This is a genomic window from Streptomyces sp. NPDC031121 (assembly GCF_055570615.1).
Map to the genome: position 1 here is coordinate 646,977 of NZ_JBVIGV010000001.1, position 25,854 is coordinate 672,830.

A 25,854-nucleotide genomic window follows, 5' to 3' on the forward strand; every position below is an offset into this window, starting at 1 on the left:
GACCGCCCCGGGGGTCAGGGGACGGGGAGGCGGACGGCGCGGAGCCAGGCCGCCGCGGCCTTGGCCGCGGAGCCCAGCGCGAGCCCCCACGCCGCGCCCGCCACGCCGAACAGCGCGTACCCGCCCAGCAGGAAGCCCACGGACAGCAGCGAGAACACGACCTGGAGGGACAGCGTGGCCTTCGGGCTGAGCACCCGCAGCGTCAGCAGCGCGCACGTGCCGAGCCCCATCACCGCGTACTGCGTCCCCGTGGCCGGCAGCAGCGCCGACGCCGCCTGCCAGGTGTCGCCGAGCAGCCGCCGCCCCACCGCGTCCGGCAGCGCGTACAGCGCGGCTCCCCAGGCGGCGCCCAGCACGGCCAGCGCCGCGCCCATCGCCGCCGTGAGCCGGATGACGCCCGGCTTGCCGGAGGCCCGCCCCACGACCGGCGGCCCGAAGGCGTTCGCGGAGTTGAACAGCACGTTCAGCGGCCCGAACACGGTGGTGGCGCCGCGCAGCGCGCCGACGGCCAGCGGTGTCGCGAAGACGCCGAGCCCGAGCACCGCGAGCTGGCTCGCGCCGTTGCCGACGGCGAACTCCACGGCGAAGCGCTGGCCGAGGTGCCCGCGCCGCAGGTAGGGGCGCAGGTCGGCCCGCGCCCCGCGGACGAACGGCCGCAGCAGGAGCAGCCCGAGGACGAGCGCCGGCAGGGCGGACAGGCCCCACGCCAGCACCAGCCGCCCCGGCGCGGACCCGGCGGGCTGGACGAGGAGTGCGGCGACGGCGCACACCAGCCGCAGCGTGTCCGCGGCCAGGGCCCGTTCGGGTGTGCGCAGTGCGGAGAAGCAGTACCGCAGCCCGTCCTGGAGCAGCACCGCCGGCAGGACGAGGCCCAGCGCGAGGAAGGCCGCCCCGGCGTCCCCCGGCAGCAGCGCCCCGGTGACCGCGAGCACCGCCCCGGCCGCGGCCGCGGCGGCCGCGGTGAAGCCGAGGGCGGAGCGGCACACCGCGGGGAGCCGCTCCGCGTCCTTCTCCAGGACGGTGCTCTGCCCGACGTACGCCACGTTCAGCCCGAGCAGGACGCTGAACGCTACGTACACCATCGAGAAGTCGGCGAAGCCGGCCGCGGTGGACAGCCGGGCGGCCAGCACCACCACGAGGATGTTGGTGGCGCTGGACGCGGCCTGGTCGAGGACGGAGGAGACGGCGGCGAGGCTCCGCCGGCTCACCTGTTGCCCATGCGCACGGTGCGCAGCGCCACGGTGTCCGTGCCGTCGCCCGGGATGTGCTGCTCCGGGCCGCCCGGGCGGGGCCCGGCGGGCTGCTGGGGCCGGGGGGCCGGCGCCGGCGGCGCCGCCTCGGGGGCGCCGCCCTTGGACTTGCCGCGGCCGCGCTTCTCGACGGGCAGCGGGGCGTGCACGACCGCGCCGAGGACGGTGCCGCCGGCGCCGGTGATGAGCTCGCGGATGCGGACCAGGTCGGTGCGGTGCACGGCGCGCGGGTCGCAGACCACCAGCACGCCGTCGACGCGGTCGACGAGCGCCAGCGCGTCGGCGTACGACAGGACGGGCGGGGCGAGCACCACGACGGTGGAGTTGGGGGAGTCGGCCTCGGAGATGAGCCGGGTGGCGCGCGGCGAGGTCAGGGCGCGGGCCACGTTGCGGACCCGGTCGCCGGGGATGAGGTCGAACGCGCCGGACTCGCCGGCGTCGACGACGAGCTGGCGGCCGTCGGGCCACTCGGAGTCGCCGTGCGCGCCGGGGGCGCCCGTGCCGGGCCCGCCCGGCATCTGGCTCCAGCGGGGCCGGCCGCCGGCGTCGGTGGGGAGCTGGCTGGCGAGGACCGGGGTGCGCAGGTCGGCCTCGATGAGCAGGACGTCCTTGCCGGTCTCCGCGAAGGAGGCGGCCAGGTTCACGGCGACCGCGGCGGCGACCTCGCTGCTGCCGCGCGGGGCGACGACGAGGAGCCGGCGCCGGTCGGCGAACCGGGAGTCGTAGGCGAGGCGGAACGCGACGGAGCGGAACGCCTCGGCGAGCCGGGGGTCCTCCTCGCCGGCGGCGAGGAGCGGCCCGCCGGCGCTCTTGTCCCTGGGCAGCGAGCCGAGGACGGGGGCGCGCAGGGCGCGGGCGACGTCGCCCTCGGAGCGCGGCGCGGGGTCGAAGACGAGCCGCACCCATGCGGCGAGCAGGCCGAGGGCGAGGCCGACGGCGGCGCCGAGGGCGAGGGACATCACGATGCCGGGGCCGTCGTCGTCGCTCGGCGGGGTGGCGGCGCTGGTGACGCGGCCGGGCGCCATGTCCAGCGCCTGGAGCTTGGCGATGTTGCTGTTGAGGGTGTTGACCTTGCTCTGCAGGTCGGTTTTGGAGGAGTACGCGGCGTCGCGCGCCGGGCCCGCCGGCATCCCGTTGATCTGCCGGACCAGCTCGTCGAGCTGCTTGGCGACCGGGTCGCGCTGGTCCTGGTAGCCCTTGACCATCTTGTCGCGGGTGACGTCGAGGGCCTCCTGCCGCTTGAGCAGGTAGGCGTCGGTCATCGCGTTGGCGCGCTTCGCGGCCTCCTTGGGGGAGGACGCGGTGTAGGTGAAGCGCAGCACCATCGTCTGGGGCGGGTTGGTGACCTGGAGGCCCGCGCGGAAGGCGGCGAAGTCCTTGGCGGTGACGCCGAGCTTCTTCGCGGCCTCGTTGGCTATGGAGCTGGAGAGGGCGACCTGCCGCTCGGAGCCGATGTTGATCGCCTTGTCGGGGGCGAGGCTCGGGTTGAACGGGTCGTCGGTGGGCGCGCGCAGCACCACGTCGGTGGTCGCCACGTAGGTGTCGGCCGTGGAGATGCCGAGGTAGACGCCGCCCAGCAGCCCGACCCCGATGCCTGCGCCGATCAGCCGCCGGTAGCGCAGGAGCTGGCGGAACTGGTCCCGGAGGAGGTCGGGTTCGTCCTCGGTCGGGACCGCTGCGGGGCGGTTCGTCTCGATCACGGCTGCGGACCCCCAAGTGCTTCGTCTATCAGTGCGTCGATGCGGGCCAGGCCCGCCTCGCGGCTCAGGTGGGCCGCGACGTGGCGGGGCCCCGCCGCGCCCAGTGCGTCCGCGCCCGCGGGGTCGTCGGCCAGGCCCCGTACGGCCTTCAGCAGCGCTTCGGGGTCCTCCGGCGGTACGAGCACCCCCGCGCCCGAACGCTCCACTTCCTGCGCGGTGCCGCCCTCCGCCGCGACGGAGGCGACGACGGGCCGGCCCGCCTGGAAGTAGGAGGTCAGCTTCGACGGCACGCTCATGTCGAGCACGGCCGCGTGCTGCGTCACGGCGAGCACGTCCGCCGCGGCGAGGATATCCGGGAACTCCGCGTCGGCGGCAGGGGGGATGATGTCCAGGTTCGGCACGTCGGCGGAGAGCGCCTCCAGCGCGGCCCGCCGGCTGCCGTCGCCCATGAGGACGAAGCGGACGGCGGGGTCGAGGCGGGCGGCGCCGACGAGCACCTCCAGGCCCTGCTTGAGGCCCATGTTCCCGGAGTGCAGCACCACGGTCTGGCCGGGCGCCCAGCCGAGGTGGCGCCGGGTCTCGCCGCGCGGCCGCTTGGGCTGCGGCACGTGGGACCAGTTGGGCACCAGGCGGATCCGGCCGGGGTCGACGCCCATGCCGGTGACGCGTTCGGTGAAGGTCTCGTGGATGACGCCTACGAGGGCCGCTCGCTTCAGGGCGTACGCCTCGGCGCGTCCGGCGAGGACGGCGGCCTTGTCGCCGCCGCTGATGCCGCTCTGCGCGGCCGCGGCGCCCATCAGGTCCTGCACGACCGGGATGAACGGGACCTTCCACTTCGCCGCGAGGCGGGACGCGAGGATGCCTCCGGCGAGGCTCGGCATCTGCGCCATCACGGCGTCGGGGCGGCCCATGCGGGGCGGGGCCACCGCACCGTGCAGGAGGATCGATCCTTCGAACAGGGCGCGCCTCACGGCGGTCTGACGGGACGGTACGGTGTGCGCGCGCCGGTGCACGGTGACTCCCGTGCGCCGCTCCGTGCGCCGGAGCGCCCCCTTGTACTCCGGCTCCAGCGACCATGACGGATAGTGCGGCATGCCGGCGAGGACGTGCGTCTCGTGGCCGAGTTCCGCCCAGTGCTCCGCGATCTGGGTGGCGTACGGGCCGATCCCCGCGTGCTCGGGAGCGTAGTTGGTGGAAACCAGCAGCAAGCGCCGGTGGCCGGATGTGGACACGTGACGTCCCCTTCTCCCCAGGATGATGCGCTCGTCACCCTATTCGTTCACCGGCATGCCGCGGAACGTGCACGCTATTGTCTGCTAATCCACCACACCGGGGGGTGTGGTCGCTGGGGGGTAACTCATGACGGAGCAGGACATGTCCGAACGTGGCGCCGGGGCGCGCAGACCGTATCGAGTCGGCTATGCGCCGGGCGCGTACGACCTCTTCCACATCGGACACCTCAACATCCTCCGGCACGCCCGGAGCCGCTGCGACTACCTGGTGGCGGGCGTCGTCTCGGACGAGATGGCCGAGCTGGCCAAGGGCCGGCGCCCGATGATCCCGCTCGTGGAGCGGCTGGAGATCGTCCGCAGCGTGAAGTACGTGGACGCCGCGTTCGTCGAGACGGTCCCGGACAAGGTGGAGACCTGGAAGCAGGTCCGCTTCGACGTCCTCTTCAAGGGCGACGACTGGCGGGGCACCCCCAAGGGCGACCGGCTGGAGCGCGACTTCGCCGCCGTCGGCGTCGACGTCGTCTACTTCCCCTACACGGTGCACACCTCCAGCACCCAGCTGCGCCGGGCGCTGGACGCGCTCGCCGGGCCGCCCGGGGACGGCGTCACCGCCGAACGGCGCTGAGCTCCCGGAACCACTTCGCGAGGAACGCCGCCAGGAACAGGGCGGCGACCGCGCCCAGTCCGGCGTACGCCCAGCGGAACAGCTCCCCGCCGCCGAGCAGCAGGAACACCAGGCAGAAGACGCCGTAGTCGACGGGGAGCAGGGCCACCGCGCGCAGCGTCGACGGCGCGGCGGCGGGGCTGCCCGGCGCCGGCCGCGGCTTCAGCTTCTCGGTCAGCAGCCCGCCGAAGAAGGTGACGACGGCCGCGAACTGGAAGCCGAGCGGCACCAGCAGCCAGCTCGCGGAGCCCGTGCCGTAGGCCTCGGGGAAGCGGAAGAAGGCGATGAGCACGCAGGAGTGCAGGGCGGTCAGCTTGGCCGCGTCCACGACGTGGTCGAGCCATTCGCCGGCCGCGCTGCCGCCGCCGCGCAGCCGGGCCAGCTGCCCGTCGGCCGAGTCGAAGGCGAACCCGGCGGCCAGCGCGGCCCACACCGCGGCGCCGAGCGCCCAGGACGGCGGGACGAGCGCCACGGCGGCCACGGCGGCGAAGCTGAAGGCGGCGCTGACGAGGGTGACCTGGTTGGGGGTCAGTCCGAGGGCGTACGACCCGGCGGCCAGGTAGCGGCCCGCCGGCCGGTTGACGAACCGCGAATAGAGCGAGACCCCCTTCGCCGACTTCTGCGCACCGCGCAGCTCCCGCAGCGCCGTTCCGACACTCGCCATGCGCACCCCTGTTTCCCGCGACGGCACACGCGCACGGTCGGGGCACGTGTGTACGAAGGCCACATCATCGCAGGGCCGGAGCGGCTTCCCGCTCGGAATCGGCCGCGCGGACGTCCGGGAGCAGCAGCACGCCCAGGTTCGCCGCCGCGCTGAGGGCGGCGGCGGCCAGCAGCGGCGCCGCCGTGCCCGCGGCGGCGGCCAGCGGGGCGGCGACGGCGAGCCCGAGGGGCCGCGAGGCGAAGGAGATCAGGGTGTCGAAGGAGCCGACCCGGCCCAGCGCCTCCAGCGGGATCCGGCGCTGGAGCTCGGTCTCCCACAGCGGGCTGAGGACGCCCAGCCCGAACATCGCGGCGAAGTACGCGGCCGCCGTCACGCCCACCGGCAGCCGCAGGGCGAACGCGGCCAGCGGAAGGGCCTGCGCCGCCGCCCCGACGGCCACCCCGTACAGGGGGCGCCGGATCGGCAGCCGGCCGGCCGCCCACACCCCGGCCAGCAGCCCGGCGGTGCCCACCTGGGCGATGACGACCCAGGAGCCGGCCCCGCCCAGGCTCTCGACCGCGATCAGCGGCCCGAGGGTCAGCAGGAGCCCGGCCGCGAGGTGCCAGACGCCGTGGGCGAGGGCGTTGGCCAGGAACCACGGGTGCCGGCGCGCCTCGGCCCAGCCGCCCCGCAGCTCGGCCGCGAACCCGGCCCGCACCCGGGCGGCGGGGGCGTGGAGGGGCCGCAGGCCGCCGAGGGTGAACGCGGAGCCGGCGAACAGGGCGGCGGTCAGGAGGGAGGACCAGCCGGCGCCGAGGGCCAGTACGGTGCCGCCGGCGGTGGCGGGGCCGGCGATCTGCGCGATCCCGCCGGCGACGCCGAGCCGGGCGTTGGTGCGCAGCCGGTCCGGCGCGGGGACGACCGCGGCGACGAGGGTGCGGGCGGACGGGCTGCCGAAGGCGACGCCGACGCCGGTGGCGGCGGCGAGCGCGGCGAGCCAGCCGATCCGCACCGGCCCGGCGAGCAGCAGGAGCCCGGTGCCGCACTGGGCGGCGGCGCGCACCAGGTCGGCGGCGAGCACGACGCGCCGGGCGGGGAAGCGGTCGGCGGCCACCCCGGCGACGGGCAGCAGGAGCAGCATCGGCACCAGCTCGGCGGCGAGCACGATGCCGAGGTCCGCGGCCGAACCGCTGCGCACGACGGCGAGGGTGAGGGTGGTGGGGATGAGGGCGGTGGCGAAGGTGGCACAGGTGCGCCCCGCGAGAAGCCGCTGGATCGGCGAGATCATGACAACAGGCTATTTCGCCAGCGAATCATTCGTCAACGAAATATATGGCGGCGGGTGCGATAATCGCCCCATGGACACAGAGGACTCCGTCGACCGCCACATCGCCCGCTGGAGCGGCAAGGTGCCCTTCGACGTGCCCACCGAAGGGGTCATCACCCGGATCCAGCTGCTGGCCAAGCACGTGAAGTACGGCAAGGAGCGGGCCCTGGCCGAGACCGGCCTGCAGGAGTTCGAGTTCGAGACGATGCACCGGCTCGCCGGCCGCGGCGCCCCCTGGCGGGCGCCCTCCGCCGAACTCGCCGCCGAACTGCTGCTCTCCCCGGCCGGGATGACGGGCCGCCTCGACACCCTGGAGAGGTCCGGGCTGGTCCGCCGGGTCCGCGCCGAGGGCGACCGCCGCCGGGTCGACGTCGAACTCACCGACGAGGGCCACCGGCGCTGGATCGACGCCATGCGCTGGCGCGGCATCGCCGAGGCGGAGATGGTCGAGCCCCTCGACGACGGCGAACGCGCCGCGCTCTCCGCACTGCTCAAGCGGATGCTGCTGCACGTCGAGGAGAGATAGCCGGAGCCGCGCCCCGCCCCCGCCCGCCCGGTCCGTGCCCGGTCCGGCCCGGTCCGGCGTGGTCCGTCAGTCCGCCACGCGCAGCAGCAGCACCGACCGCGCCGGGACCGTCAGCTCCTCCCCGCCCCGGTGCCGCGTGCCCGGCGCAGCGGCCTGGTCCTCCCGCGAGGTGTCCAGCAGCAGTTCGTACTCCGCCGCCCACGGCGGCCCCGGCAGCACCCACGGCAGCGGCCCGTCCCCGGCGTGCAGCAGCGCCAGGAAGCTGTCGTCCGCGACCTGCCGCCCCCGCCCGTCCCGGCCCGGGATGTCCCGCCCCGACAGGTACATCCCGAGCGCCGCGGCAGGCGCGTACCAGTCCTGCTCCGTCATCTCCGCCCCGGCCGGCGTGAACCAGGCCAGGTCCCGCAGGCCGTCGGCGGCCTGCGGCCGGCCGGAGAAGAACGCCCGCCGGCGCAGCACCGGGTGCTCCTGGCGCAGCGCCACCAGCCGCGCCGTCAGCGAGCACAGCTCCCGCCACGCCGGATCCTCCAGCAGCGACCAGTCCACCCAGCCGATCTCGTTGTCCTGGCAGTACGCGTTGTTGTTGCCGCCCTGCGTCCGGCCGAACTCGTCGCCCGCGACGAGCATCGGCACCCCCGTCGACAGCAGCAGCGTGGTCAGCAGGTTGCGCAGCTGCCGCCGCCGCAGCGCGCCGATCCCCGGATCGGCGCTCTCGCCCTCCGCACCGCAGTTCCACGACCGGTTGTCGTTCGTCCCGTCCCGGTTCTCCTCCCCGTTCGCCTCGTTGTGCTTGCGCTCGTAGCTCACCAGGTCCCGCAGGGTGAAGCCGTCGTGGGCGGTCACGAAGTTCACCGAGGCGTACGGCCTCCGCCCGCCCCACGCGTACAGGTCGCTCGACCCCGACAGCCGGTAGCCGAGGTCCCGTACGTCGGGCAGGGCGCCCCGCCAGAAGTCCCGGACCGCATCCCGGTAGCGGTCGTTCCACTCGGTCCACAGCGGCGGGAACGCCCCCACCTGGTAGCCGCCCGAGCCCACGTCCCACGGCTCCGCGATCAGCTTCACCCGGCGCAGCACCGGGTCCTGCGCGATGACCGCGAGGAACGGCGAGAGCATGTCGACGTCGTGCATGGACCGGGCCAGCGCCGCCGCGAGGTCGAAGCGGAAGCCGTCCACCCCCATCTCGGTCACCCAGTACCGCAGCGAGTCGGTGATCAGCCGCAGCACGTGCGGCCGGCCCGCGTGCAGGGTGTTCCCGCAGCCCGTGTAGTCGGCGTAGCGCCGCTGGTCGTGCTGGAGCCGGTAGTAGCCGCGGTTGTCGATGCCGCGCAGCGACAGCGTCGGCCCCAGCTCGCCCGCCTCCGCCGTGTGGTTGTAGACCACGTCCAGGATGACCTCGATGCCGGCCGCGTGCAGGGCCCGCACCATCCGCTTGAACTCGCCGACCTGCTGCCCGGCCGTGCCGCTGGACGAGTACCCGGCGTGCGGGGCGAAGTACCCGACCGAGTTGTAGCCCCAGTGGTTGCGCAGGCCCCGGCGCAGCAGGTGGTCCTCGTGCGCGAACTGGTGCACCGGCAGCAGCTCGACCGCCGTCACCCCGAGGCGCAACAGGTGCTCGACCGCCGCCGGGTGGGCGAGGCCCGCGTACGTCCCGCGCAGGTGCTCGGGAACACCCGGATGGCGCATCGTGAACCCGCGCACGTGCAGCTCGTAGATCACCGAGTCGGCCCACGGCGTCTTCGGCCGGACGTCGTCCGACCAGTCGTCGTCATCGTGGACGACGACCCCCTTGGGCACGAACGGCGCCGAGTCCCGGTCGTCGCGCACCGTGTCGGCGATGTACTGCTGCGGCCAGTCCCGGACGTGCCCGTACACCTCCGGCGGCAGCGTGAAATCCCCGTCCACGGCCCGCGCGTACGGGTCCAGGAGCAGCTTCGCCGGGTTGAAGCGGGCCCCCGTCCACGGGTCCCACCGGCCGTGCACCCGGTAGCCGTACCGCTGGCCGGGCCGCACGCCGGGCAGGAACCCGTGCCAGGTCTCGTGCGTGAGCTCCGTCAGCGCGCACCGCGTCTCGGAGCCGTCGGCGTCGAAGAGGCAGACCTCCACGGCCTCGGCGCCCTGCGCCCACAGCGCGAAGTTGGTGCCCGCCGTCCCGTCCGGCCCGGTCCGGAACCGGGCCCCCAGCGGGTGCCACGACCCGGGCCACACCGGCGGACCGGCCGGCTCCGCCGCCGGGGCGCGCCCCGCCTCCCGTACGGCCTTCGCGGCCAGGGGGATCCCCGGCGCCTGCACTGCGTCCACCGCGGCATCCACCGCATCTTGCTCGGCTGCGCTCGACACTGCCCGCCTCCACGGCTCCTCGGTACCGGCGGGGGCAGGGCTGTGCGGTCCGGGCGTCCCGGCCCGGTCCCGCCCCCGTCTGGTCCTTCCCACTGTTCTGCCCGGACAGTTCCCCCCGGAACGTGGGCCGCGGCGACGTTTCCCCGGCGGGACCCGGTCGTTGGAGGGGTCGTGACACTTCTGACGAGGCGGGCAGGGGCGGTCCTGGCCGCCGCAGCGGCCTGGGCGTGCCTGCTGGGCGGGCTGTCCGCGTGCACCGGCGACGGCGGCTCCCCGGTCGAGATCCAGCTGCCCGGCAAACCCCGCTCCCCGGCGGAGGCCATCCGCATCACCCCCGAGGACAACGCCGAGGGCGTCCCCGCCGAGGGGCCGCTGAGCGTGCGCGTCCCCGAGGGCCGCCTGGAACGCGTCGTCGTCACGAAGGTGGAGGACGCCCAGGAGGAGCGGGTCCCGGGAACGATCGCCCCCGACGGGCTCAGCTGGAGCCCCGACCCGGCGGCCGGCCGGCTCGCGCTCGCCGCCAAGTACACCGTGGACGCCGTCGCCGTCGACGGCCACAACCGCCGCCAGGCCCGCCACACCACCTTCACCACCTATGTGCCCGAGGAGCGCTTCATCGGCTACTTCAAGCCGGAGAACCGCTCCACCGTCGGCGTCGGCATGATCGTGTCCTTCCGGTTCAGCCGGTCCATCGAGAACCGGGCCGACGTCGAGCGGGCCATCGCCGTCACCGCCGATCCCCCCGTCGAGGTCGTCGGCCACTGGTTCGGCGGCGCCCGCCTCGACTTCCGGCCCCGGGACTACTGGAAGCCGGGCACCGAGGTCACGGTCCGCATCAGGCTGCGAGACGTCCAGGGCGCCCCCGGCTCGTACGGCATCCAGGACAAGACGGTCCGCTTCACCGTCGGCCGGGCCCAGGTCTCCACGGTGGACGCGGCCGCGCACACGATGGCGGTCCGCCGCGACGGGCGGCTGCTGTCCACGGTCCCCATCAGCGCCGGGTCACCGGAGAACCCGACCTACAACGGGAGAATGGTGGTGATGGAGATGTACGACGTCACCCGGATGAACGGGCAGACCGTCGGCTTCGGCGGCGAGTACGACATCCCCGACGTCCCGCACGCGATGCGCCTCACCACCTCCGGCACCTTCCTGCACGGCAACTACTGGGTCAGCCCCGACACCTTCGGATCCGCCAACACCAGCCACGGCTGCGTGGGCCTGCGCGACGACAAGGGCGGCGGCTCGGACACCCCCGCCGGCTGGTTCTTCGACCGGACCCTCGTCGGGGACGTGGTGGAGGTCGTGAACTCGCAGGACAAGACGGTCGCCCCGGACAACGGGCTGGGCGGCTGGAACATGCCTTGGACGGAGTGGGCCGCAGGCTCCGCCCTGTCCTGACCGCCGGCCGCCCGCGCCGCCGCGGCCCCGCCGGCGCGCGGGAAGCGGAAGGACAAGAAGGAGGCCGACGGGCCGCACTCCTGATCCGGTGTCGGCGGCGGGTCTTGGGACGGAACGGTGACATGACCGTTTCTCTTCGTGATATCTCCGTGTGCTTTCCTGTGGGCAAGCGTGCGAGCGTCCGCGCGCGGGGGACATGGGGAGAAGAGAAAAGTGAAGCTGCAGCCGATTCGCGGCCGTGCCCGCCGCACCGGTCTGCCGGCCCTCCTGCTGGGAGCGGCGCTGCTGTTCACGAGCGCGTGCAGCAACGGCGGCGACGCCGACGGCGCAGGCACCGGCAGCGGGGGCGCGGGGGGCGCGGCGAAGACGGGGACGGAGGCCTCCAAGGCCGTCGTGACCGTCAAGCCCGACGACGGGTCCAAGGAAGTGGCCACCAGCGGCGTCCTGAAGATAACCACCACCGGCGGCAAGCTCACCACGGTGACGGTCGCCGACACCAAGGGCAACCAGGTCGAGGGCAAGATCGCGGCGGACGGCGCCAGCTGGGAGCCGGCGCGCCACCTGGCGTCGGCCACCGAGTACAAGGTGCACGCGGTCGCCAAGGACGAGGCGGGCCGCGAGTCCGCGAAGGACACCAGCTTCACCACCCTCACCCCGAAGAACACCTTCGTCGGCCACTACACGCCGGAGGACGGCCAGACCGTCGGCGTCGGCATGCCGGTGTCGTTCAACTTCACCCGCGGCATCACGAACACAGAGGCCGTCGAGAAGGCCATCACGGTGACGGCCGAGCCGTCCGTCCCGATCGAGGGCCACTGGTTCGGCAACGACCGCCTGGACTTCCGCCCGGAGAAGTACTGGGCCGCCGGCACCAAGGTCACCGTGAAGATCGCGCTGGACGGCGTCGAGGGCCGGCCGGGCGTCTACGGCAAGCAGACCCGCACGGTCAGCTTCACCATCGGCCGCTCGCAGGTCTCCACGGTCGACGCGAGCGAGCACACGATGCAGGTCGTCCGCGACGGCCAGGTCATCAAGAACCTGCCCATCACCGCGGGCGCCCCGTCGACCACCACGTACAACGGCCAGATGGTCATCAGCGAGAAGTACAAGGTGACCCGGATGAACGGCGCGACCGTCGGGTTCGGCGGCGAGTACGACATCTCCGACGTCCCGCACGCGATGCGGCTGTCGACCTCGGGCACCTTCGTCCACGGCAACTACTGGGCCTCGGCGAGCACCTTCGGCTCGCAGAACGTCAGCCACGGCTGCATCGGCCTGAAGGACGTCCGCGGCGCCTACGACGGCAACCAGCCCGCCGCGTGGTTCTTCAACGAGTCGCTCATCGGCGACGTGGTCATCGTGAAGAACTCCAAGGACAAGCAGATCGCCCCCGACAACGGCCTCAACGGCTGGAACATGGACTGGGCGGAGTGGATCAAGTAGCTCCCCCCGCAGCCCGCTGACGGCGGCCCGGTGCTGTGACCCACGGCACCGGGCCGTTCGGTGTTAACCGGCGCTAACCTTCCCCGTATGACCCTCTCTCTCGAAGTCTCCGAAGGCGTCGGCACCCTCCGCCTGGACCGGCCGCCCATGAACGCCCTGGACATCGCCACCCAGGACCGGCTGCGCGAGCTGGCGGCCGAGGCCGCCGACCGGTCCGACGTCCGGGCCGTCATCCTCTACGGCGGCGAGAAGGTGTTCGCGGCCGGCGCGGACATCAAGGAGATGCAGACGATGGACCACGCGGCGATGGTCGCCCGGTCCCGCGCGCTCCAGGACGCCTTCACCGCCGTGGCGCGGATCCCCAAGCCGGTCGTGGCGGCCGTCACCGGCTACGCGCTGGGCGGCGGCTGCGAGTTGGCGCTCTGCGCGGACTACCGCATCGCCGCCGACAACGCCAAGCTCGGCCAGCCCGAGATCCTGCTCGGCCTCATCCCCGGCGCGGGCGGCACGCAGCGCCTCTCCCGCCTGGTCGGCCCGTCCAAGGCCAAGGACCTGATCTTCACGGGCCGGATGGTCAAGGCGGACGAGGCGCTCGCCCTCGGCCTCGTCGACCGCGTCGTGCCCGCGGCGGAGGTGTACGAGCAGGCGCACGCCTGGGCGGCCAAGCTCGCCCAGGGCCCGGCCATCGCGCTGCGCGCGGCGAAGGAGTGCGTGGACGCGGGCCTGGAGGCGGACATCGACACGGGCCTGACCATCGAACGCAACTGGTTCGCGGGCCTGTTCGCCACCGAGGACCGCGAGCGCGGCATGCGCAGCTTCGTCGAGGAGGGCCCGGGCAAGGCGAAGTTCCTCTGATGCGGCGGGAATTCGACCCGTCCTCCCTCGGGGTGGATTAGCCCGGCCTTAAGCCCGGCTTAAGCAGGACAGGCGGTCGACCCCGGGTGGTCATCGGCATGCGGTGCGTCACCGCAGTTCAGCGCCGCCGGGACGGCTTCCGGCTGCCCGGCGCATAGGACGGGGCACCCCTCCGCGGCATCCCGCTGCGGGGGGTGTTTTCCCGCGGAACGGCCCGGGCGGGCCCGCAGGCCGTCCATGATGGGTGCATGGCGGGCCTGGAGGGTGTGGAGCAGCCGCGACCGCAGGGCGGCGCCGCGGCCGTGCGGCCGACGGCGGCACTGGAGGACGAGCAGGGCCTCGGCGCGGTGGAGGAGTACGGGAATCCGGCCGAGGCGGAGGTGACCCTGCCGTCCATGCCGGTCTCGGCCGGCACCGCCCGCCGGCTCGCCCAGTACGTGGTGATCCGCTTCTGGGGCTTCTCGCCGCAGGTCGCCGAGCACACCGTGCTGCTGGTGTCCGAGCTCGTCGGCAACGCGGTGCGCCACACCGGCGCCCGCTCGTTCGGCTTACGGATGGTGCGGCGGCGCGGCTGGATCCGGGTGGAGGTGCGCGACCCCTCGCGCGGGCTGCCCTGCCTGATGCCGGTGCACGAGCTGGACACCACGGGGCGGGGGCTCCTCCTCGTCGACAAGCTGTCCGACCGGTGGGGTGCGGACCTGCTGCCCCGCGGCAAGATCACCTGGTTCGAGATGCGGGTGGCGGACCGCTGAGCGGGCCCCGGAACGCCTGAAGCCCCCGTGCGCCGCGGTGGGGCGTCGTGGGGGCCTCATGGGTGCGCCGAGGATCGAAGGGGGTGTGATCCTCGGCGTGGTGCGACTTCGCTCGGGTCAATGGGGAAGCCGTGATTCCGACTATGGCAGACGGGGGACCGAATGCCAAAAATCCCAACTCGGACATAAATGTGCATATCCTAAGACTTTCCCGCTAAATCTTAGGTGAGGTGGGCCACGTACCTCACATTCCATGAATAGGTATCCACCCGTTCGTGTGAATCCTTGATCAGGGGGCGGATGTTCGCCCCTCTGGACCCTCTCCGGCCGACGTCCCGAATTGGGTCAATCGTTACTTCTCACCCTCATGACCCCTTAAATGGGCGGGTGTCTTGCTACCCGGACCGCAGGTCCGCCCTCCGCGCCGGTGCGGCGGCCGCCGCCGGAGCCCTCGCCGCCGCCTGCGGCGCGGGCGGCACCCACCCCTCCGCCGCACCGGCGTCCCCGGCCCCCGCCAAGCCCGCCCCGGCCCGGCCGGCCCGCCGCCCCGCACCCCCGCCGCGCCGCTTCGCCGGGCACCCCGAGGAGATCGCGCACGGCCCGCGCACCCGCCCCGCGGTCGCCCTCACCTTCCACGGGAACGGCGACCCCGCGACCGCCCGCGCCGTCCTCGCCGAAGCCGAGCGCGCCGGCGCCCGCGTCACCGTCCTCGCCGTCGGCACCTGGCTCGACGCCCACCCCGCGATGGCCGCGCGCATCCTGGACGGCGGCCACGAACTCGGCAACCACACCCAGCGCCACCTCGCCCTCAACGACCTGCCGGAGGCCGAGGCCTACGCCGAGATCACCGGCTGCGCGCAGCGCCTGCGCAGGCTCACCGGCTCCATCGGCACCTGGTTCCGCCCCTCGCAGACGCAGCACGCCACCCCCCTCGTCCGGACGCTGGCCCGCAGGGCGGGCTACCCGCACGTCCTGTCGTACGACGTGGACTCCCTCGACTTCACCTCGCCCGGCGCGGCGGCCGTCATCCGCACCGTCACCGGGACGATCCGCAGCGGATCCGTGGTGAGCCTGCACTTCGGCTACGCGGACACGGTCGACGCGATGCCGCCCCTCCTCGAAGAACTCGCGCGCCGGAAGCTGCGCGCGGTGACCACCACGGAGCTGCTGACCCCATGACGACCCCCCGCCCCTCCCGTAAGGCCGCCGCGCTCGTGGCCGGTCTGGCCCTCGCCGCCCTGGCCGGCTGCGGATCGGCCGACCGGGGCCCCGCCGAGGCGCTCGGCTCCAAGGCGCCCGCCCGCCAGCCGGCCAAGGCCGTCCCCGCGGCCCCGCCGGGCCTCCCCGGCATGCCGCCGCTCCTCGACCCGAACGACGTGTACGCCGCCGACCGGCCGAACGCGCTCTCCCCGGTGGTCAAGGACTTCCCGTCGCGCGTCTACGTCCCGAACACCAACTCCAACACCGTCTCGGTCATCGACCCGGTGACGTACAAGGTCATCGACACCATCCCGGTGGGCGTCCAGCCGCAGCACGTCGTGCCGTCCTGGGACCTGAAGACGCTGTGGGTCAACAACAACCGCGGGCACACGCTCACGCCGATCAACCCGGCCACCGGGGAGGCCGGCAAGCCGGTCGAGGTCCACGACCCGTACAACCTGTACTTCACCCCGAACGGCAAGTACGCGGTCGTCATGGCCTCCATGGACAAGGAGCTGGTTTTCCGCAACCCGCACACCATGGACCGGGTCAAGACGGTCCCGGTGACCTGCTTCGGCGTCAACCACGCCGACTTCTCGGCGGACGGGCGCTACTTCATCGTCTCCTGCGAGTTCTCCGGGGAGCTGCTGAAGGTGGACACCGAGAAGATGGAGGTCGTCGCCCAGCAGAAGCTGCCCTTCGAGGGGGCCATGCCGCAGGACGTGAAGGTCTCCCCGGACGGCAAGACCTTCTACGTCGCCGACATGATGGCGCACGGCATGTGGGTGCTCAGCGGGGACCGGTTCGAGACGCCCAAGCTGCTGCCCACCGGGAAGGGCTGCCACGGGCTGTACGTCAGCCGCGACTCCAGGGAGATGTACGTCTCCAACCGCGGCGAGGGCTCCGTGTCGGTCTTCGACTTCAAGCAGAACAAGCTCACGAAGAAGTGGGAGCTGCCGGACGGCGGCAGCCCCGACATGGGCGGCGTCAGCGCCGACGGCAAGGTGCTGTGGCTGTCCGGCCGCTACGACAACGAGGTCTACGCGATCGACACGGTGACGGGCAAGCAGCTCGCCCGGGTCCCCGTCGGCGGCGGCCCGCACGGCCTGGCCGTCTACCCCCAGCCGGGCCGCTACTCCCTCGGCCACACCGGCATCTTCCGCTAGTGCTGTGAGGCGCCCCGCCCCGGGGGCGCCTCCACACGGCTCACCAGGCGACCGGGAGCCGCTCCGGCAGGCGCTTGGTGAAGCCGGTGCGCCACACCAGGTTCTCCGCGGGCACCGCGAGCCGCAGCCCGGGCAGCCGCTCCGCCAGTACCTCCAGCGCGATCATCGCGTGCACCCGGCCCAGCGCCGAGGCCGGGCAGTAGTGCGGCCCCGCACCGAACGCGAGGTGGGCGTTGCGGCTCTCGCGCTCCAGGTCGAGCTCCTCGGGGCGGTCGAAGGCCTCCGGGTCGAAGTTGGCCCCTTCGAGGAGGACGAGGACGAGCTCGCCCTCCTTGACGAGCACGTCGCCGACCCGGACGTCGGCGCGCGCGATCCGCGGCAGGCCGTCGCCGACGGAGAGGTTCCAGCGCAGCAGCTCGTCGACCGCCTGCGCCGTGCGCTCGGGATGCCGGCGCAGCCGGGCGACGAGCCCGGGCCGCTGGAGCAGGGCCAGCACGGCGAGGACGAGGAACGCGGACGTGGACACCGCCCCGGCGCCGAAGAGGGACACGGCGACGGTGGCGAACACCTCGTCGGTGAGGTGCGCCGACTCCGGATCGGCCCCCCTCAGCTCCGCGAAGCGGCCGAGGAGCCCCGTACGCTCCTCGGCGGGCAGCGCGGCCTGCTCGCCGAGCCGGTCGGCGAAGTACCCGACGGCCTTGCACCAGTTGAGCGCCGAGTCGGCGAACGGCTCGCGCGCGGTCATGAACGCGACGTCCAGCCCGGACATCAGGCGCCTCCAGTCGTCGGACGGCACGCCCAGGACCCGGCAGTGCATGGCCGCCGAGAAGGGGTCGGCGAAGGCGGCCCGCAGGTCGGCGGGCGCGCCCTCGGCGGCCATCGCGTCGACGAGGGCGTGGGCCGTGGCCCGCAGCGCGTCCTGCAGGCCCGCCTGGCGCGGGTTCAGCGACTTCGTCACCGCGGTCCGCAGGCCCGCGCTGTTGGTGCCGCCCATGGTGCCGACGACCTCGGGCGGGATCGTCAGCGCGTACTGCCGCGGGACGCCGGCGTTCGCCGTGTCCTCCAGGCTGAACCGGTCGTCCTCCAGTACCTGCTTGGCCAGCGCGTAGCTGCTCACCAGCCAGGCCTGGTCGCCCGTCAGCGTGCGGACCCTGGCGACGGGCGCCTTCTCGCGCAGCCAGGCGCACTCCTCGGGGACGATGTCGCCGCGGCGCGACAGCGGGAAGTCGAGGAGGGGGAGGGCCTGCTCCGGGCCCGGGTCAGGCTGCTCGGCGCTCACCGGCGCTCCCTTCGGTCGGTGCGCGGTCCGCGGCCTCCGGCCGGACGGCGGCGCAGCCCTGTTCGCGGGTCGCGCGCAGGCCCCCGCCGCCTGCGAACAGGAGGTCGGTCAGCGGCATCCCCACGTGGTACGCCGCCACCGGCGACGCCGCGTCCGGAATGCTCGGGGCGTCCGCGCAGAAGGGCAGTTCGGCCGCGAGGTGGTCGAAACAGGCCTGCAACCGGGCGTCCGTCATGGATTCGCCTTCCGGCAGTTCGGGGCCGACGAAATACAAGGCCATCTCCTCGCGCCCCTTGCGGAATTCTCCGTCGGTCTCCAGGAAATGGAGGACGCGCCGCTGCAGAAGTCGGAAAACGGGGTTCGACCGGAAGTCGGACAGTGCGCCCACCCGGATCCCGGGATGCGCCCGCCCGCATTCCCCGACGCCTTTCGGAACGCGCCTCCGGACGGCTTCGATCTCCTTCGAGGCGCGTCTGGCGGCATGCTCGCGGCTGTATCCGAACGCCGCGGACATACGGTCCACGTGCAAGTCCGCGTAGCCGAAGTCGACCTGCGCGAAACGGGACGAGGTCCAGCGGGCGAGGCTTCCGATGCGCTCCGAGCTGAAGTGGCCGTTCCCGGGGCTTACCCCGATGAGCACATGGTCGCCGTCCTCCCGGATGTTCCGGCAGGTGCGGGTGAAGGGAAGGACTTCGAAGGGTGGGCCGGCTGTGATCGTCACCTGGGATCACCTTTGTTGCCGCATGTCCCTGGGAGCCCTGCGCTCCTGGTGTGGCGGCAATGCCGGTACGTTATGCGGTGATCCCGGAACGTGACAAGCCCGAGTCCGGTTTCCTGGCCGGAATCATCCATTCCGCGTTACGGGGCGGTAATTGAATTTCTTTCTGCCGGGCGAACGGGACCCGGAGGCGGGAGCCGCCCCGGCTGGCGCTACCCTGAGCCGGTCAATCAGCACCGAGAAGGGGTGGATCCCAAGTGGCGGACATCGAGAGCGCGCGGGCGACGTTCGGCAGGTTCGACGCGGACGGCGACGGCTTCGTGACGGCCGACGAGTTCCGTCAGGCCATGGCCCAGATGGGCGACCCGTTCGTGACGGGCCCGGTCGCGGACGCCGTGATCGCCGCCCGGGACACCGACAGCGACGGCCTGATGAGCTTCGACGAGTTCTGGGCGTCCCTGAACAAGTGAGCCGTGCGCCGTGCCCCCGTACGCCTGAGCCGGGCGGACGGGGGCACTGCCGTGTGCACACCCGTCAGGACGCCCCCGCGGCGGGCGGTTCCGCGGGATCCGGCCCGCCGCCCGGCCGGTCCGCGAGGGCGCCGACCTCCTCCAGCGCCTCCTCCAGCCAGCGCAGCCAGAACGTCTCCAGCCCGATGCCGCCGTGCAGCACGAGCCGGCGCAGCCGGTCCTCGTCGGAGTCCCGGCCGGGCGGGAAGTCCCGCTCCTCGATGGCCTCGTACAGCGCCAGCTGCCGGCGGTGCAGCTCCAGGTGCCGCCGGAGCTCGGCCCGGAGGCCGCCCGCGCCCACCACCGCCGCCGCGCGGACGCGCAGCAGCAGCGGGTCCCGGATGGCCTTCGGGTCCTGGCTCCCGCCCACCCAGCGCGCCAGCTCCTCGCTGCCCGCGGGCAGGACCTCGTACTCCTTCCTCTGGCCCCGTACGGGCCCGTCGCCGGGCAGGGCCCGGATGAGCCCGGCCTCCTCCAGCCGGCCGAGCTCCCGGTAGATCTGCTGGTGCGTCGCCGACCAGAAGTACCCGATCGACCGGTCGAACCGGCGGGTCAGCTCCAGCCCCGACGAGGGCTTCTCCAGCAGGGCGGTGAGGATGGCGTGCGGCAGGGACATGCCGCCATCGTAGGGAGTGCCGTCAAAATGGCGCCGGCCGCCCGAAAAGGGGCAGGCCCCGCCGGCCGGACGGGACTTCGACGACACGACCGCGGAGGCCGGCCCGGGGGCAGCGGGGATCCGCCGCCCCCCGACGACGGAAGTCAGTGCCAGGAGGCCAGAGCCTCGGGCGCCTTGGGCCCCGGGACGCCCGCCGCCAGCAGGCCGCGCGCCCGCAGGAACTCCGCCACCGCCGGCGACCAGGCCTGCCGCAGGCCCGCCCCCGCCAGCAGCTCCGGGTCCGACAGCAGCGCCGCCGCCGGGCCGAGGCGGATCCCCTCCCGGGTGAGCACCGCCGCGTCGTCCGCCCAGCGCACCGCGAGGTCGACGTCGTGCGTGGCCATCACCACCGTCGTCCCCGCCGCGCGGAGGCCCGCCAGGGCGTCCAGCAGCCGCTCCTGCCCCTCCGGGTCCAGGCCGGCCGTCGGCTCGTCCAGGATCAGCACGCGCGGCGCCATCGCCACCGCCCCGGCGATCGCCGCCCGCTTGCGCTGCCCGTACGACAGCAGGTGTGTCGGCCGGTCCCGCAGCGCCGTGATGCCGAGCGCGGACAGCGCCTCACCGACGCGGGCCCGCACCTCGGCGGCCGGCAGGCCCAGGTTCATCGGGCCGAAGGAGACGTCCTGCTCGACGGAGGCCGCGAACAACTGGTCGTCCGGGTCCTGCACGACCAGCTGGACCGCCTTGCGCAGCCGGGTCAGGCCCGCCCGGTCGTACGCCACCGGCACCCCGTCCAGCAGGAGTTCCCCGGAGGCCGGCCGCAGCCCGCCGCTCAGCAGCCGCATCAGCGTGGTCTTGCCGCTGCCGTTGCGGCCCAGCAGGACCAGCGCCCGGCCTTCGGCGATGGAGAAGTCCACGCCGTCCAGCACCGCCGGGCCGTCGTCGTAGGCGTAGCCCGCTCCGGCCAGTTCCACCAACGGGTTCACGAGTACAGCCCCTCCAGGGTGTAGGTCAGCGCGACCAGGCCCGCGATGAGCGCTCCTGAGGCCGCGAGGAAGCGCCGCGACAGGGCGGCCTCGGGCACCAGCACGCGCAGCGCCCCGTCGTACCCGCGGCCGGCGAGGCCGGACTGGAGCCGCGCCGCCCGGTCGAAGGCCCGGACGAACGAGGTCGCGGCGAGCCCGGCCAGCGACCGCCACACCGCCGCCCGGTCCGCGGCCCCCAGCCGGGCCGCCTGGGCCCGCCTGACCTGCGCGAGCGAGTCCAGCAGCAGGAACCCGATGCGGTACATCACGAGCGCCACGTCGACCACGGGGGCCGGCACCCCGGCGCGGACCAGCCTGGGCAGCACGTCCGAGACCGGGGTGGTGAACGCGAACAGCAGGACGCCCAGGGACGCGGCGGACGTGCGCAGCAGCAGCTCGCCCGCGTGCCGCGGCCCGTCCGGGGCCAGCGAAACCGGTCCGGCGGCGCCGCCGACCGCGACGAGCAGCGGCAGCGCACCGGTGAAGCAGAAGCCCAGCGGGATCCGGAAGGCCCGCCACAGCTGCCGCCCGGCGACCCCCGCCGGCCCGAGCAGGACGGCGAGGGTCGCCGCGGCGACCAGGGGCCCGCCGGGCCAGGGCGGAAGGCACACCGCGGTGACCGTCAGCCCGAGTCCCAGCAGGGCCTTCTCCAGAGGGTGCCGGCCGCGCCAGCGGCTGCCGTGCGCAGCCACGTCGATCGGCAGCACCGGCTAGCCCTCCGCGCGGGTGTCGCCCGGCGCGGCGGACACGGCGGCCGCCGCGGCGCCCTGGCGGCGGCCCCTGCGCACTCCGAAGTAGTAGGCGAGGACGCCTGCGCCGAGGGCCGCCTGGAGGGAGAACAGGGCGGACTCGACCTCGCCGGACGGCGGCTCGTACAGCGGGGTGAACCACGGCTCGTAGTCCGGCTTGAGCTCGGTGATCGCCGCTTCGGCCTGGCCGTCGGCGCCGGTGAACGGCTCCTCCCTGCCGTCGCCGAGCCCCAGCGCGAGGGGGAGCACCGCGAGGGCGGCGACCACGAGCAGCAGCAGGGTGTTGATCTTCGCGTTCCGGCTCATGCCCATCACGCCGCCGCCTTCCGGTCGGAGCGGCCGGCGAGCTTGGCGACGCCCAGCCGGACCAGGTCGGACTTGCTGGACTGCATCAGCAGCCGCATCACCAGGACCGTCAGCAGGCCCTCGCTGACGGCCAGCGGGATCTGGGTGACGGCGAAGATGCCGCCGAACTTCGCGAGGGCGCCGGCGATGCCGCTGCCCGGGTCGGGGAAGGCGAGCGCCAGCTGCACGGAGGTGACGCAGTAGGTGACCAGGTCCGCGGAGAAGGCGCCGAAGAACACGGCCACCATGAGCGGGGCGCCGAACCGCCGGAGCAGCAGGTAGACCCCGAACCCGGCCCACGGGCCGGCGATCGCCATGGAGAAGACGTTGGCACCGAGGGTGGTCAGGCCGCCGTGCGCGAGCAGCAGGGCCTGGAAGAGCAGGGTGATGGTGCCGAGCACCGCCATGATCGGCGGCCGGAACAGGATCGCGCCGAGCCCGGTCCCCGTCGGGTGCGAGCAACTGCCCGTCACGGAGGGGATCTTCAGGGCGGAAAGGACGAACGTGAAGGCTCCGGACGCCCCGAGGAGCAGGGTGCTCTCGGGGTTCTCCTTCACCTCGCGGGTGAGTGCGCGGACGCCGTGGACGACGAACGGAGCGGACGCGGCGCCCCAGGCGGCCGCGTGCAACGGGGGCAGAAACCCCTCGGCTATGTGCATGTGTGGGGAGACCTCTCCAGCACCTCGTGGATGGACAACGCGCCCCGGCCGGTCTCCTGGCTCACGGGTGCTGCCGCCCTGGCTCCGCCTTCCCGGGCGGTGCGGATCACCCCGCGCCGCCCAGTGGCTTCCCGCAGGAGTGGAGCCGGACTTCCCGTTCACAGTGGCGAGGGCCGCACCGGTCTTCCACCGGTTTCCCGAACACCAAGGCCCGCTGACCCTAATGGCCCGCACGGACCCGGAACAAGCCGGTGTGGGCGAGGGCACGCCCGAGCCGGATTCCGCTTCCCGGGCCGCGCCCGGCGTACGCGCTCTCCGGGAGGGGGAGCAGCGGCCGTTCCGCCTTGTGATTCCGCCCCCGCCGGCGGCCGTTCGGGCTGCCGGGCGGGCACCGGCGCGCGGCCCGGCGCGATTCCGCCCCCGTGCTCCCACCGGCGTGCGCCGAAGCCGCGGAACGGGCCCGGCGCCGACCCCGGGGAGCGCGCCGCCCCCGGACGGCCGCCGTCCGCTGGCGGGCCGCCCAGGGGCGGCGCAGGGTGGTGCCGTGGCCGCCGAAACCGACACCGCGCACCCGTACGACTACTCCGACCTCACCGCCCTCTTCGTCAACTGCACGCTCAAGCGCTCGCCGGAGACCAGCAACACCGAGGGGCTCATCGACCGAAGCCGCGCCGTCATGGAGTCGGCCGGCGCCCGCACCTCGGTCGTCCGCGCCGTCGACCACGACATCGCCACCGGCGTCTGGCCGGACATGACCGAGCACGGCTGGGAGACGGACCAGTGGCCCGTCCTGTACAGCCGGGTCATGGACGCGGACATCCTCGTGCTGTGCGGGCCGATCTGGCTCGGCGACAACAGCTCCGTCATGAAGCAGGTCATCGAGCGCCTCTACGCCTGCTCCTCCCTGCTGAACGAGCACGGCCAGTACGCCTACTACGGCCGGGTCGGCGGGGCGCTCGTCACCGGCAACGAGGACGGCGTCAAGCACTGCGCCATGAACATCCTCTACAGCCTCCAGCACCTCGGCTACGCGGTCCCGCCGCAGGCCGACGCCGGCTGGATCGGCGAGGCCGGGCCCGGTCCCTCGTACCTCGATCCGGGATCGGGCGGCCCCGAGAACGACTTCACCAACCGCAACACCGCCTTCATGTCGTGGAACCTCATGCACCTCGCGGCGCTGCTCAAGCGCTCCGGCGGCATCCCGGCCCACGGCAACCAGCGCTCGCAGTGGGACGCCGGCTGCCGCTTCGACTTCCCCAACCCGGAACACCGGTAGCGGCGGGCGGGCCGTTGCCGATCAGCCGCAGCACACGTTCCGGTGCGCGATGTCGACCACGAACCGGTCGGGCGAGCGGAGCGTGAACGCCTTGTACGAGGGCCTGCTGTCGAAGGCGGCGCCGAAGGTCACGTACCCCTCGAAGTCGCCGGTCATGGCGAGCCCCTTGAGCGCGGGCAGGTTCGTCCGGACCAGCCTGGGCCCGCGGTAGGTGCCCTCGCCGGAGCGCAGGTGCGCCGCGGCGGGGTGCAGCCGGATCTGGAGGAAGTGCTTCCCGGCGAGCGGGACGGGGGCGCCGGAGCCGTCCTGGAAGAGTGCGGGGACGCGCGTGATCTCGGCGTCCGGCACGCGCCCCTTCAGGTCGACGACGATCCGGTCGTACGTGCAGTGCCCGGCCCAGCGGGCGCCTACGACGAGCGGGGTGGCCGGGGCCCGGCCGGCGGGGGCCGCGGCCGTGGAGGCCGGTGCGGCGAGGGCGGTTCCGGCGGTGAGCAGGACCCCGGTGGCCAGGGCCGCGGCCTGCCGGCGGCGGAGGTGTTTCATGGCGTCCCCCTGTTCTTCGAGAGACGGGGACAGGTTGTCGCTGCTGAAGACACGCCGTGGACCCTCATGGTTGCAGCAAAATGCAAAAAAATAGGACAGAAGGGGCCGACCTGGTGAGGTCCGCCCCTTCTGCCCGCGCCCGGCCGGATCAGCCGGACGGTGTCAGCACTCGATGACGTTGACGGCGAGGCCGCCGCGCGCCGTCTCCTTGTACTTGATCTTCATGTCGGCGCCGGTCTCCTTCATGGTCTTGATGACCTTGTCGAGGGAGACCTTGTGGGAGCCGTCGCCACGCATCGCCATCTTCGCCGCCGTGACGGCCTTGACCGCCGCCATGCCGTTGCGCTCGATGCAGGGGATCTGCACGAGGCCGCCGACCGGGTCGCAGGTCAGGCCCAGGTTGTGCTCCATGCCGATCTCGGCCGCGTTCTCCACCTGCTCGGGGGTGCCGCCCAGGACCTCCGCGAGCGCGCCGGCCGCCATCGAGCAGGCCGAGCCGACCTCGCCCTGGCAGCCGACCTCGGCGCCGGAGATCGAGGCGTTCTCCTTGAACAGCATGCCGATCGCGCCCGCGGCGAGCAGGAAGCGGACCACGCCGTCCTCGTCCGCGCCGGGCACGAAGTTCACGTAGTAGTGCAGGACGGCCGGCAGGACGCCCGCCGCGCCGTTCGTCGGGGCCGTCACGACGCGGCCGCCCGCCGCGTTCTCCTCGTTGACCGCCATCGCGTAGATCGTCGTCCACTCGCTGCGGTGCATCATCGGGTCGCCCTCGGTGCGCAGCTGGCGCGCCGTGGACGCGGCGCGGCGCCTGACGCGCAGGCCGCCGGGGAGGATGCCCTCGCGGGACATGCCGCGCGCCACACAGGCCTGCATGACCCGCCAGATCTCCAGCAGGCCCTCGCGGATCTCCTCCTCGGTGCGCCACGCCTTCTCGTTCTCCAGCATCAGCGAGGAGATCGACAGGCCGGTCTCCTTCGCCAGGCGCAGCATCTCGTCGCCCGAGCGGAAGGGGTACTTCAGCACGGTGTCGTCGAGCTTGATCCGGTCCTCGCCGACCGCGTCCTCGTCCACCACGAAGCCGCCGCCGACCGAGTAGTACGTCTTCTCCAGCAGCGGCGTGCCGGCGGCGTCGTACGCGAAGAGGGTCATGCCGTTCGCGTGGTAGGGCAGGGACCGGCGCCGGTGCAGGACGAGCTGGTTCGGCTCGTCGAAGGCGATCTCGTGGGCGCTCCCTATCTCCGTGCCCAGCAGGCGCAGCCGGCCCGTGGTGCGGATGCGCTCCACCTCGGCGTCGGCGGTCTCCACGTCCACGGTCCGCGGGGAGTGGCCCTCCAGGCCCAGCAGCACCGCCTTGGGCGTGCCATGGCCGTGGCCGGTCGCGCCGAGCGAGCCGTACAGCTCCGCGCGGACGGAGGCGGTCTGGGCGAGCAGGCCGTCCTTCTTCAGCCGGTTGACGAACATGCGGGCGGCGCGCATCGGGCCGACGGTGTGCGAGCTGGACGGACCGATGCCGATCGAGAAGAGATCGAAGACGGAAATGGCCACGGTGGCGGACTCCCGGTCACCCCCGCGGTGGCGGGGAACGAACCGCCGAGTCGCTCTCGCAGCGGGGGCGAGGCGGCCGACGGAGGGGGCGGACTTTGCAGGGATTGCGGGCAAA

At 73.5% G+C, this 25,854-nt stretch carries 25 protein-coding genes and 1 riboswitch; of the genes, 10 read left to right on the forward strand and 15 right to left on the reverse strand.

Features of this window, described 5'->3' with window-relative positions:
- Nucleotides 1–14: 14 nt before the first annotated feature.
- The 3 genes from ACZ462_RS02970 to ACZ462_RS02980 are packed head-to-tail and all read right to left on the reverse strand — an operon-like array spanning nt 15 to nt 4,152.
- Complete coding sequence (locus tag ACZ462_RS02970; protein WP_467802682.1) at nt 15–1,208, reverse strand: MATE family efflux transporter; 1,194 nt, start codon at nt 1,206–1,208, stop codon at nt 15–17.
- Nucleotides 1,205–2,950 (reverse strand): lipopolysaccharide biosynthesis protein, encoded by a 1,746-nt coding sequence (locus ACZ462_RS02975; protein WP_467802683.1) that lies wholly within the window; start codon nt 2,948–2,950, stop codon nt 1,205–1,207. Before ACZ462_RS02975 ends, ACZ462_RS02970 begins: the two co-directional genes overlap by 4 nt.
- A complete protein-coding gene (locus tag ACZ462_RS02980) occupies nt 2,947–4,152 on the reverse strand; it encodes a glycosyltransferase (protein WP_467802883.1) in 1,206 nt (401 codons plus the stop codon). Before ACZ462_RS02980 ends, ACZ462_RS02975 begins: the two co-directional genes overlap by 4 nt.
- A 172-nt stretch (nt 4,153–4,324) precedes the next feature.
- Between ACZ462_RS02980 and ACZ462_RS02985 the strand changes: the two genes are divergently transcribed.
- Entirely contained in the window at nt 4,325–4,807 is a 483-nt protein-coding gene (locus tag ACZ462_RS02985; protein WP_467802684.1) for an FAD synthase family protein, read from the forward strand.
- On the opposite strand, the gene ACZ462_RS02990 is transcribed toward ACZ462_RS02985, so the two are convergent.
- Together ACZ462_RS02990 and ACZ462_RS02995 are read right to left on the reverse strand one after the other, a co-directional pair.
- Nucleotides 4,788–5,510: a CDP-alcohol phosphatidyltransferase family protein gene (locus ACZ462_RS02990; protein WP_467802686.1), complete on the reverse strand. Its 723-nt coding sequence runs from the start codon at nt 5,508–5,510 to the stop codon at nt 4,788–4,790. The two genes, ACZ462_RS02985 and ACZ462_RS02990, sit on opposite strands and share 20 nt — an antisense overlap.
- A 64-nt stretch (nt 5,511–5,574) precedes the next feature.
- Nucleotides 5,575–6,777 (reverse strand): MFS transporter, encoded by a 1,203-nt coding sequence (locus tag ACZ462_RS02995; RefSeq protein ID WP_467802687.1) that lies wholly within the window; start codon nt 6,775–6,777, stop codon nt 5,575–5,577.
- A 70-nt stretch (nt 6,778–6,847) separates the two neighbouring features.
- Between ACZ462_RS02995 and ACZ462_RS03000 the strand changes: the two genes are divergently transcribed.
- Nucleotides 6,848–7,342: a MarR family winged helix-turn-helix transcriptional regulator gene (locus ACZ462_RS03000; protein ID WP_467802688.1), complete on the forward strand. Its 495-nt coding sequence runs from the start codon at nt 6,848–6,850 to the stop codon at nt 7,340–7,342.
- A gap of 66 nt (nt 7,343–7,408) precedes the next feature.
- Here ACZ462_RS03000 and glgX read toward each other — a convergent pair whose 3' ends face one another.
- Nucleotides 7,409–9,679: a glycogen debranching protein GlgX gene (gene glgX / locus ACZ462_RS03005; RefSeq protein ID WP_467802689.1), complete on the reverse strand. Its 2,271-nt coding sequence runs from the start codon at nt 9,677–9,679 to the stop codon at nt 7,409–7,411.
- A 180-nt stretch (nt 9,680–9,859) separates the two neighbouring features.
- On the opposite strand from glgX, the gene ACZ462_RS03010 reads away from it, so the two are divergent.
- From ACZ462_RS03010 to ACZ462_RS03035, 6 genes are all read left to right on the forward strand, one after another.
- Nucleotides 9,860–11,080, forward strand: coding sequence for a L,D-transpeptidase (locus ACZ462_RS03010; RefSeq protein WP_467802884.1), 1,221 nt, complete (start codon nt 9,860–9,862; stop codon nt 11,078–11,080).
- 219 nt (nt 11,081–11,299) lie between these two features.
- Nucleotides 11,300–12,523, forward strand: a complete 1,224-nt coding sequence (locus ACZ462_RS03015; protein WP_467802885.1) for a L,D-transpeptidase — start codon at nt 11,300–11,302, stop codon at nt 12,521–12,523.
- A gap of 87 nt (nt 12,524–12,610) precedes the next feature.
- Nucleotides 12,611–13,378, forward strand: coding sequence for an enoyl-CoA hydratase/isomerase family protein (locus tag ACZ462_RS03020; protein WP_467802691.1), 768 nt, complete (start codon nt 12,611–12,613; stop codon nt 13,376–13,378).
- Between the two features lie 248 nt (nt 13,379–13,626).
- Nucleotides 13,627–14,130 (forward strand): ATP-binding protein, encoded by a 504-nt coding sequence (locus tag ACZ462_RS03025; protein WP_467802692.1) that lies wholly within the window; start codon nt 13,627–13,629, stop codon nt 14,128–14,130.
- A 387-nt stretch (nt 14,131–14,517) separates the two neighbouring features.
- Nucleotides 14,518–15,309, forward strand: coding sequence for a polysaccharide deacetylase family protein (locus tag ACZ462_RS03030; protein ID WP_467802693.1), 792 nt, complete (start codon nt 14,518–14,520; stop codon nt 15,307–15,309).
- Entirely contained in the window at nt 15,306–16,496 is a 1,191-nt protein-coding gene (locus ACZ462_RS03035; RefSeq protein ID WP_467802694.1) for a YncE family protein, read from the forward strand. The genes ACZ462_RS03030 and ACZ462_RS03035 overlap by 4 nt, the downstream gene beginning before the upstream one ends.
- 40 nt (nt 16,497–16,536) lie before the next feature.
- On the opposite strand, the gene ACZ462_RS03040 is transcribed toward ACZ462_RS03035, so the two are convergent.
- Entirely contained in the window at nt 16,537–17,775 is a 1,239-nt protein-coding gene (locus ACZ462_RS03040; protein ID WP_467802695.1) for a cytochrome P450, read from the reverse strand.
- A complete protein-coding gene (locus ACZ462_RS03045) occupies nt 17,756–18,496 on the reverse strand; it encodes a tRNA-dependent cyclodipeptide synthase (RefSeq protein ID WP_467802696.1) in 741 nt (246 codons plus the stop codon). Before ACZ462_RS03045 ends, ACZ462_RS03040 begins: the two co-directional genes overlap by 20 nt.
- Nucleotides 18,497–18,750: 254 nt before the next feature.
- Here ACZ462_RS03045 and ACZ462_RS03050 point away from each other — a divergent pair, with 254 nt between their 5' ends.
- Nucleotides 18,751–18,963 (forward strand): EF-hand domain-containing protein, encoded by a 213-nt coding sequence (locus ACZ462_RS03050; protein ID WP_467802697.1) that lies wholly within the window; start codon nt 18,751–18,753, stop codon nt 18,961–18,963.
- Between the two features lie 64 nt (nt 18,964–19,027).
- Here the strand turns inward: ACZ462_RS03050 and ACZ462_RS03055 are convergent, their stop codons facing one another.
- The 5 genes from ACZ462_RS03055 to ACZ462_RS03075 all read right to left on the reverse strand — a co-directional run bounded on the left by ACZ462_RS03055 (nt 19,028) and on the right by ACZ462_RS03075 (nt 22,375).
- Nucleotides 19,028–19,618 carry a PadR family transcriptional regulator gene (locus tag ACZ462_RS03055; protein WP_467802698.1) on the reverse strand — a complete coding sequence of 197 codons (591 nt, stop codon included), beginning with the start codon at nt 19,616–19,618 and terminating at the stop codon, nt 19,028–19,030.
- A 143-nt stretch (nt 19,619–19,761) separates the two neighbouring features.
- On the reverse strand, nt 19,762–20,583 hold the full coding sequence (locus ACZ462_RS03060) for an energy-coupling factor ABC transporter ATP-binding protein (RefSeq protein WP_467802699.1): 822 nt from the start codon (nt 20,581–20,583) through the stop codon (nt 19,762–19,764).
- On the reverse strand, nt 20,580–21,329 hold the full coding sequence (cbiQ, locus tag ACZ462_RS03065; protein WP_467802700.1) for a cobalt ECF transporter T component CbiQ: 750 nt from the start codon (nt 21,327–21,329) through the stop codon (nt 20,580–20,582). The genes ACZ462_RS03060 and cbiQ overlap by 4 nt, the downstream gene beginning before the upstream one ends.
- Before the next feature lie 3 nt (nt 21,330–21,332).
- The gene (locus tag ACZ462_RS03070; protein ID WP_467802701.1) at nt 21,333–21,677 is read right to left on the reverse strand and encodes an energy-coupling factor ABC transporter substrate-binding protein; all 345 of its coding nucleotides are present in this window, start codon (nt 21,675–21,677) and stop codon (nt 21,333–21,335) included.
- A 5-nt stretch (nt 21,678–21,682) separates the two neighbouring features.
- Nucleotides 21,683–22,375, reverse strand: coding sequence for an energy-coupling factor ABC transporter permease (locus ACZ462_RS03075; RefSeq protein WP_467802702.1), 693 nt, complete (start codon nt 22,373–22,375; stop codon nt 21,683–21,685).
- 29 nt (nt 22,376–22,404) lie between these two features.
- Nucleotides 22,405–22,599, reverse strand: a riboswitch (cobalamin riboswitch).
- Between the two features lie 320 nt (nt 22,600–22,919).
- Between ACZ462_RS03075 and ACZ462_RS03080 the strand changes: the two genes are divergently transcribed.
- A complete protein-coding gene (locus ACZ462_RS03080; RefSeq protein WP_467802703.1) occupies nt 22,920–23,651 on the forward strand; it encodes a flavodoxin family protein in 732 nt (243 codons plus the stop codon).
- A 21-nt stretch (nt 23,652–23,672) separates the two neighbouring features.
- Here the strand turns inward: ACZ462_RS03080 and ACZ462_RS03085 are convergent, their stop codons facing one another.
- Both ACZ462_RS03085 and ACZ462_RS03090 read right to left on the reverse strand, forming a co-directional pair.
- Nucleotides 23,673–24,194, reverse strand: a complete 522-nt coding sequence (locus tag ACZ462_RS03085) for an AMIN-like domain-containing (lipo)protein (RefSeq protein WP_467802704.1) — start codon at nt 24,192–24,194, stop codon at nt 23,673–23,675.
- A 162-nt stretch (nt 24,195–24,356) separates the two neighbouring features.
- Nucleotides 24,357–25,739 carry an L-serine ammonia-lyase gene (locus ACZ462_RS03090; protein ID WP_467802705.1) on the reverse strand — a complete coding sequence of 461 codons (1,383 nt, stop codon included), beginning with the start codon at nt 25,737–25,739 and terminating at the stop codon, nt 24,357–24,359.
- Nucleotides 25,740–25,854: the final 115 nt, after the last annotated feature.